The 7712-nt window shown below is 36.1% G+C and carries 5 protein-coding genes; all 5 read right to left on the bottom strand.

The genetic code is table 11. The features are described from left to right. Positions 1 to 50 precede the first annotated feature (50 nt). The gene (locus HPY79_11960; protein ID NSW46519.1) at positions 51 to 1787 is read right to left on the bottom strand and encodes a M20/M25/M40 family metallo-hydrolase; all 1737 of its coding nucleotides are present in this window, start codon (positions 1785 to 1787) and stop codon (positions 51 to 53) included. Continuing rightward, positions 1780 to 2229: a GNAT family N-acetyltransferase gene (locus tag HPY79_11955; protein ID NSW46518.1), complete on the bottom strand. Its 450-nt coding sequence runs from the start codon at positions 2227 to 2229 to the stop codon at positions 1780 to 1782. Before HPY79_11955 ends, HPY79_11960 begins: the two co-directional genes overlap by 8 nt. After that, on the bottom strand, positions 2204 to 3601 hold the full coding sequence (locus tag HPY79_11950; protein ID NSW46517.1) for a nodulation protein NfeD: 1398 nt from the start codon (positions 3599 to 3601) through the stop codon (positions 2204 to 2206). The genes HPY79_11955 and HPY79_11950 overlap by 26 nt, the downstream gene beginning before the upstream one ends. Positions 3602 to 3608: 7 nt before the next feature. After that, on the bottom strand, positions 3609 to 5249 hold the full coding sequence (locus HPY79_11945) for a PD40 domain-containing protein (protein ID NSW46516.1): 1641 nt from the start codon (positions 5247 to 5249) through the stop codon (positions 3609 to 3611). 131 nt (positions 5250 to 5380) lie between these two features. Next, positions 5381 to 7712, bottom strand: a 2332-nt coding sequence (locus HPY79_11940; protein ID NSW46515.1) for a gliding motility-associated C-terminal domain-containing protein, incomplete at its 5' end; no start/stop codon positions are given.

Genomic DNA, 7712 nt, shown 5'->3' with positions numbered 1-7712 from the left:
TGTAAAATAGAATAGGTTAAAAATTACAGAAATTTAAATATGCATCTTGCTTACAACTGAATCTGTTTCAGTTCTTTTTTGCCGTTTCGGACGATTTCGATTTGTAATACATGCCCTACTTCCAACTGATTAAGGCGAGCCATATAATCGTATATATTTTTTATTTCTTTTCCGTCCATGCTAACAATCACATCACCTTTTTGCAAGCCAGCTTTTTCGGCATAGCCACCTGCTTTTACTCCCTCTACCAACAAACCTTCGGTAGTTCCGGCTACATCAGGAATAATGCCTAACGTTATTTTGGTGTCGCGATACGAATTCTGTTCCTGATTGCTTTGTGTTTCTTTAAAAGTCATTGTAGTTGGGTAATTAGCTATGGCATAGAGCAATTTTTCGGTAAAATCAACTATTTGAACCATGCGTGGGTAATTAATTTTTTCTCTATCGTCCATAGGAGTATGGTAATCGGTATGAATGCCGCTGTTGAGAAACAAAACCGGAATGTTTTTGCCATAAAAAGAAGCATGATCCGAAGGACCATTGCCATCGGGGTTTTGTTTCAGCGAAAAAGGTAAATGTTGACTAAGACTGTCGAGTATATGTGCAAACACATCGGCAGTACCTGTGCCACTTATCGACAAGCGAGGCATGCTATCGTTCATGCGTCCAATCATATCGAGGTTAATCATTGCTTTTATTTTACTCAGTTCTACGGGTGAATTTTTAACAAATTCTTTAGATCCGAGTAAGCCCATTTCTTCGGCTGTAAAGAAAACCCAAACAATGCTTCTTTGGGGCTTTTGTTTGGCATTTTCGACTAATCGTATCAATTCTAAAACGCCAGCAACGCCCGAAGCGTTATCATCGGCACCATTGTGCACTGCCACTGTATCGGGCTTGCGTGAACCGCTACCGCTGCCTCCCATCCCTAAATGGTCATAGTGAGCACCAACCACAATGTATTCGTTTTTCAACGTAGCATCCGAGCCTTCGGTCATAGCTACAAGGTTGTACGATGTAGCATATACAGGCTTTAAAGCCGTTGTTGCTTTAACATTGACATTTGAAACGATGGGTTGAAAAACTTTTTTATTGGCTAGCTGTATTAGGCTATCTGCATGAGGGAACATTAAATTAAAAGTTTCTCGAGTAATATAAATAACAGGCAATCCAGCGTCTGACGACACCTTATCGAATGTTTGTTCGGGTAATTGTTGATTTTTCATCACAATTAACACCCCTAATGCTCCCAAATCCTTTGCGTTTAAAACCTTTGTTCTGTCGCTTTGTTCGCGTTTAGAGATTTTTATACCCTCAGGTACACCTTGTAAAAAGACCACCCATGCCCCTTCAACTTTTTGATTTTCATAGTGATTGTAAATGAGGCTATCTCCTTTTTTGGAATACAAGCCATAACCTACAAAAAACGGTTTCGCTTCAACGGTAGTCGATTTTGAAAACAATGCCGGCACAAAATCGCGTTTTAATTGCATATCGTTGTTGCATATTTTTAGGGCATTTGAGGGTAATATTTCCATTGAATTGATAAACGTTACTTTATGCCTTCCTTTATCGACAAGGGTTTTGGCTTTTATTGCTTGAATTTGATTTAAGATATACGCCTCGCTTAAGCTATCGCCTTTAGTAGCAGGCTTTCGTCCCAAAAACGAATCGGCTGCCAAGGTATAAACATCTTTCTTTAAGCGTTTGATATCGGCTTGAGCCCATAAAATAGCCGTATCGAAAAACAATACAGCAAGTACTAAAGTAAAAAAAATCTTATTCATCGTAATTTCTAATTATCATAACTTCATAATCGCCTAAATCTTTAAAACCATGCTTTAAGTATAGCTTTTTAGCCTTTTGGTTTTCTCTATGCACTTCGAGCTTCATTTGTATTTTTTTTTGTTTTCCAAAGCGAATGCATGCGTCAGCCAATAGATGCGAGAGACCTTTGCCCTGATATGCCCTTGCCATTCCGAAATGGTGCAAATACAATCGACGAAAATCGTTGGTAATCCATGCCGTACCAACTATATCGTGATTATTAGTGTTTTCAAGTATAAAAAAGGCTCCTCCATGCTGAAGGGTATCCATAATAATTTCTAAATTATCGCCACGATGAGCACCTCCTAAGCCCGTTTCTTCCCATATTGTTAATACCTTGGGGAAATCTTCTGCTTTAAAATCACGTACAATAAAATCATCCTTTTTTAATTCTTCTGACATAGGCCTGGTTATTTAGAAACTTAACAACTTCAATCGGTTCGTTTACATGAATGAGCCCATCTTCCGAAACGGCATCGTACCAAATGCCATCAATGTCGATTTTACCTGATGGACGTAAGGTCGTGGCTGCTATACCTTGTTTACCCACAATTTGAGCGATGGTTGTTTCAATGCCAATATAACCCTCATCCATTTTTTGAGTGGTATTTAATGCTAAATGCTTAAAACGACCTTGGTTAGTAAATAATTTTTGCGAAAAATAGAGTGAAAGAAAGAACGAACATAGGAGCGAAAATATTACTATTGAAAAAGCCTTTCCTAATGCAGGAAAAAGGGCTCCATCAATGGTAAAAACAATATTATCGACCATGCTTAGTGTTAAGCCTACTATAACGGCAATAATACCCATAGTGCCTATCACTCCGAATCCCGGAGTTACAAATATTTCTACAATAAGAAGTCCGATACCTATGATAAACAAAAGAATTTCCCAATGTTCGGCAAGTCCTTCTAAATAAAGAGGGGCAAAATAAAATACAGCTCCGGTAATAGCTGCAATTAAAGGAAAACCTACACCAGGGGTTTGCAATTCAAAATAAATGCCACCTATTATCAGCATAATGAGCAATCCTTGAATAAGTGGATTCATTAAAAAGTATATTATTTTTTCTATAAATGAAGGTTTATATTCAATAAATTCGGCATTTTTCAGTTGAGCTTTATCTAATACTTCGTATATATTTTCAGCTATACCATCGCAATATCCGTATTGCATAGCTTCATTAGCAGTAAATGAAAGAACTTTTCCAGAGTCGACAATTCCCTCTATCTTAATGCTGGGATCAACCATCGCTTCTGCAATACGAGGATCACGAATCCATATTTCTACTTGGTTTGTATCGTTTTTTATTTTTTTCTTACCATGATATTCGGCAGTAGCTCGCATAATACTTCGCATGTAAGATTGATATTTATCGGGCATCACTTTTCCTTCCTGATCAACAACGGTTGCTGCACCTATAGTTGCACCTTTTTGCATATATATTTTTTTGCAAGCAATAGAAATTAAAGCACCCGCCGATGCAGCATTGTTATTTATAAAAGTATAAACGGGAGTTGGCGAATAAAGAATTTTTGAACGTATAGAATCGGCAATATCGACCATGCCTCCGTAAGTATTTAGTTCAAGTATAATATGAGTAACTCTATGATTTTTAGCATATTCAAAGACTTTTTGAGTAAGCCTCCATGTAGCTGGTTCAATATTTTGTTTAATTTCGAACTTTAATACCTTTTTATAGGATGTATCAGCCAGCAAAGCTTGGCACGACCATATTACCATTAATATAGTCGCTAAAAAAATCTTTGTCATATTGGTTTTATTCCTTATTTAATAAGAAGTGCTTAATAAGCGAAGGAGTATCTAATTCGTCGTTACGTGGAACTTTAAATTTTAAGGTAAATGGTTTATAGCCTTCAGCTTTGGTCGAAACTTCGTAACGTTTATCTGAAGGAAGAGTTATAAAGTATTCGCCATTCTCATTCGATTCTGTTACAAATGTTTCATTATTTATTACATCCTTAAAAGTTAGAACAGCTTTTATTGGTTTACTATCGTTGGCATCGCTAACTTTTCCTTTCATAATAGTTAAAGTAGAACCTAATATAGCTTGAGCTACATTAGCAGGTATTTCTTTTTGTGTTTTGAAATATTCCGACATATCCACCTTAAAAATATCATAGTCGCCAATGCTCTTTTCTCTATTGCTCGAGATATAAGCAGTGCGTTTATCGGTCGAAAGTACAAAATGGATTTCTTCTCTTGGTGTATTAATTGGATAGCCTAAGTTAATAGGTTCTGACCATTTCCCATTTTCGAAGTAAGACATGAAAATATCGTGTCCGCCCATGGTTTTGTGCCCATTTGAGCTAAAGAACAAGGTTTTGCCATCGGGGTGAATATAAACCCCAATTTCGTCGTAGGGTGTATTGATTACCGGGCCAAGATTAGTTGGAATACCCCACGAATTTCCTTCTTTTTTTACCATGTAAATATCGCCATGACCATAACCGTCTTTTTCGCGTTCGCTAACAAAGAACATGATATTTCCATCGGCAGTAATGCAAGCAGAACTTTCAAAATAGGTTGAATTGATAAGTTTATTCAGTATAGGTTTGGGTTCACTCCATTCTCCCGTAGGTGATTTAGTTGACATATAGATATCACCACTTTGAGTAATTCCTTCAATATTTTTGTATATAAAAATGGTATTTCCATCGGGCGAAATACTCATATTTGCATCGTGAAAATCGGTATTAATAGGTGCACCCAAATTTTTTGAAGGCAACCAATCTTGTTTTTGTTCATCCCATTTAGAGATATAAATATCGTCGAAATAGCATTCAGCATTAAAATCATATTTACCTCCCACATTATCAGGGCGACGACTGGTATAAATAAGCGTTTTGCCATCGGCGGTAATAGATAGAGAAGCATCGGTATATATTGAATTAATAGAAGGTCCAAGATTTTCTACTTTAACTTGAACAGGACGAGACATTAAATCTTTGGCAGTTAAACATTGTTGTATCAATATGTTTACATAATCGCGTTCAGCTTGTTTAGGACTTAACTTGCTTTTGTATTTATAATAATAATCTAACGCTTTATCGATATCTCCATTATATTGATATGCTTGTCCTAAAAGTAGATTGGCTTCTTTTTTAATGGTACTATCAAGTTCAACAGCACTTTTTAAATGAACAAGTGCACTATCCATCATTTTTAACTCGGTATAACATTGACCCATTCTAAAGTTAAGCATAGCATGATTAGGGTTACCCTTATATAATTCACGATAAATTCTTAATGCACCTCTATAATCTTCGTCATTAAAAATAACCCATGCTTGAGCAAATTTTAATTTAAAATTTTCAGATTCTTTTTGTGCTAAACTTAACTTCGGAAATAAAGCTAAACCAGCTATAAATACTAAAATGATCGTCTTTTTTAAATTCATCTCCTTTGGGTTTAAATAATTGGAGCGAAAGATAAATAAAGTATGTTAATTTACGAAATATTTTTTGATAAAAATTTCAAATATCTGTAAAATAAGTAATTTTAAATACCCCAAAATAAATTAAATACCAATTACCGTATTATGGTAACCTTGCCATATTCATCGTGAGCTATTTTTTGAACGTCTTTAAATTTGGCTAGCCACGTATAAGTTCCAATAGGAGCAAGTTTCCCACCTTTAATACGACCATCCCAACCTTCATGTATATCGTTGGTTTCAAATACAATTTCACCCCATCGGTCGTAAATTGTTAATTTAAAAGTTTCTTCTTTGATACCATGTCCAGAAACATAAAACACTTCGTTGATACCATCTCCATCTGGACTAAAGGCAGTTGGTGCATAAAAAGTATAAACATCTCTTACTTGAACTGTACCATAAACGGTGTCGGAGCAGCCCTTATTGGTAAATACGACCAATGTTACCTGATATGTACGAGGAGTATCGGCCGGATAAATGTGATAAGGATTATAAATGTTAGTTGAATCGCCATCACCAAAAAACCACATTACACTATCAGCTAAAGTTGAGTAGTTTGAAAAGACAATTTCGGGTTTGACCACATTTGCAATAGGAGGAGTTGCAATAAATTGGGCATTGGGCAATGGATATACAGTTATCCAATTAGGGAAAATATTGGTAACATGACAACCATTAACAGTTGTCACAGTTAACGAAATGGTGTAAGTACCAGCATTATTAAATGTATGTTTAGGGTTTCTAGAAAAAGCTGAACTATTATCGCCAAAATCCCATAAATAGGTTTGTCCTTCGTCGGGGCTACTTTCGTTAAACTGAACCGTAAGTGGAACACATCCTGAAATAATATTAGAACTTGGATTTATAGAAGGAGAAGGATATACAAATATAGGCACATCAACCATTGCAGTGTAATTACATCCATCTTTTACTCGTATTTGATACGATTGTGAATTATTTGGGTATAGATATATAGGTGATGAAGACCATAAACCATTAACATAATATGTATAAGGGGCTCCCATACCTCCCGATGTTACTGTATTAATCGTTACTTTTTCGCCTAAACAAATGCTATCAGGATTAGCCGTTGCTGTGAAGTTTAATGGTGGATAAACATATACTTTAATGCTTTTTTGAGCCATACATTGCCTGCTATCTTTAACTATTAAAGAGTAAATGGTTGTTGTAGTAGGTGTAACTGTAATAGAATTAGCATTGGCTCCATTATTCCATTGATAAGAATATGGGAAAGTTCCACCTGTAGCAGAGGCTGAAATAGTAATAGTAGAGTCTTTACAAATAGCCATAGAATCTATCATTTCGATGGTTAATTGGGCGGGTTCTAGAACAGTAATATCTGCTGTTGCCTTACAACTATTCTGGTCGGTTACGGTTAAGAAATACCAACCTGCTGTAGCCTGAGTTTGGTTAGCAAAAATAGAACCATTATTCCAATGATAATTATAAGGAGGGGTTCCACCTGTTACTTGGCTTGTTACTAGTCCATCGTTATATCCAAAGCAAGTTATATCAACTTTTGAAAGACTTAAAGAAATAGGTTCAGGATTGGTTATTTGCATTGTTGTTGTAGATGAAGTGCAGTTGTTTTGTGAAATTTGAAGTGAAACAGTATAGTTTCCTGGTTGATTATAAGTTATGGCATAAGGTCCGGCACCGGTTCCAGAAATTACAGTAGCATTGCCAAAATTCCATGTATATGTAGCTTGTGGTGTGGCATTACCAGTATAAGTTACAACAATAGTATCATTAAAACAGAGGATAGAAGGTAAAGTAAAAGTAGATATAGGAATATAATTAAATGTTATCAGTACAGTGTCGTTGCTAATACATCCATTATTATTATCTTCGTTCCATAAGAAGGTATATGTACCATGCGTACTTACATTTACCGATGATGTTGGAGAATGAACATTAGAAAATGTTGCTGTTCCTGGTCCGGAAATCATTAGCCAAGTACCAACTCCAACGCTTGGAATTGCATTAAAGGTATGATTAAACGAACACAGAGCAGTATCAACGCCAGCATTAGCCACAGGTTGTTGAGTTAATACAAGAGTTACCTGATCTAACGAAGTGCAACCTTGGTTGTTTTCTGTCCACTGTAAGACATAAGTTCCTTGTTGAGTAGCAGTTGCAATTGCATTGGGATTATGATTATTATCAAAACTTATAGAACCTGGTCCACTTACTTGCGTCCATGTTCCTAAACCAACTGTGCTTACTGCAGCAAGTGTTGCTGAAAGTTGACATAAGCTAATATTTTGACCAGCTTCTGCTACGGGCTGTTGTATAAATGTAATTACAACCGTATCTCTATCTTCGCAACCTGTTCCGTTCACTTCGTGCCAATCGTATGAATAAGTTCCTGCCTGACTTACTGTGACCGAGGTGTTTGCAGAA

Source organism: Bacteroidales bacterium, assembly GCA_013314715.1.
GTDB lineage: Bacteria > Bacteroidota > Bacteroidia > Bacteroidales > GWA2-32-17 > Ch61.
Note: the sequence above shows the minus strand (reverse complement) of the source record. Positions and strands in the feature narration are given on the sequence as shown.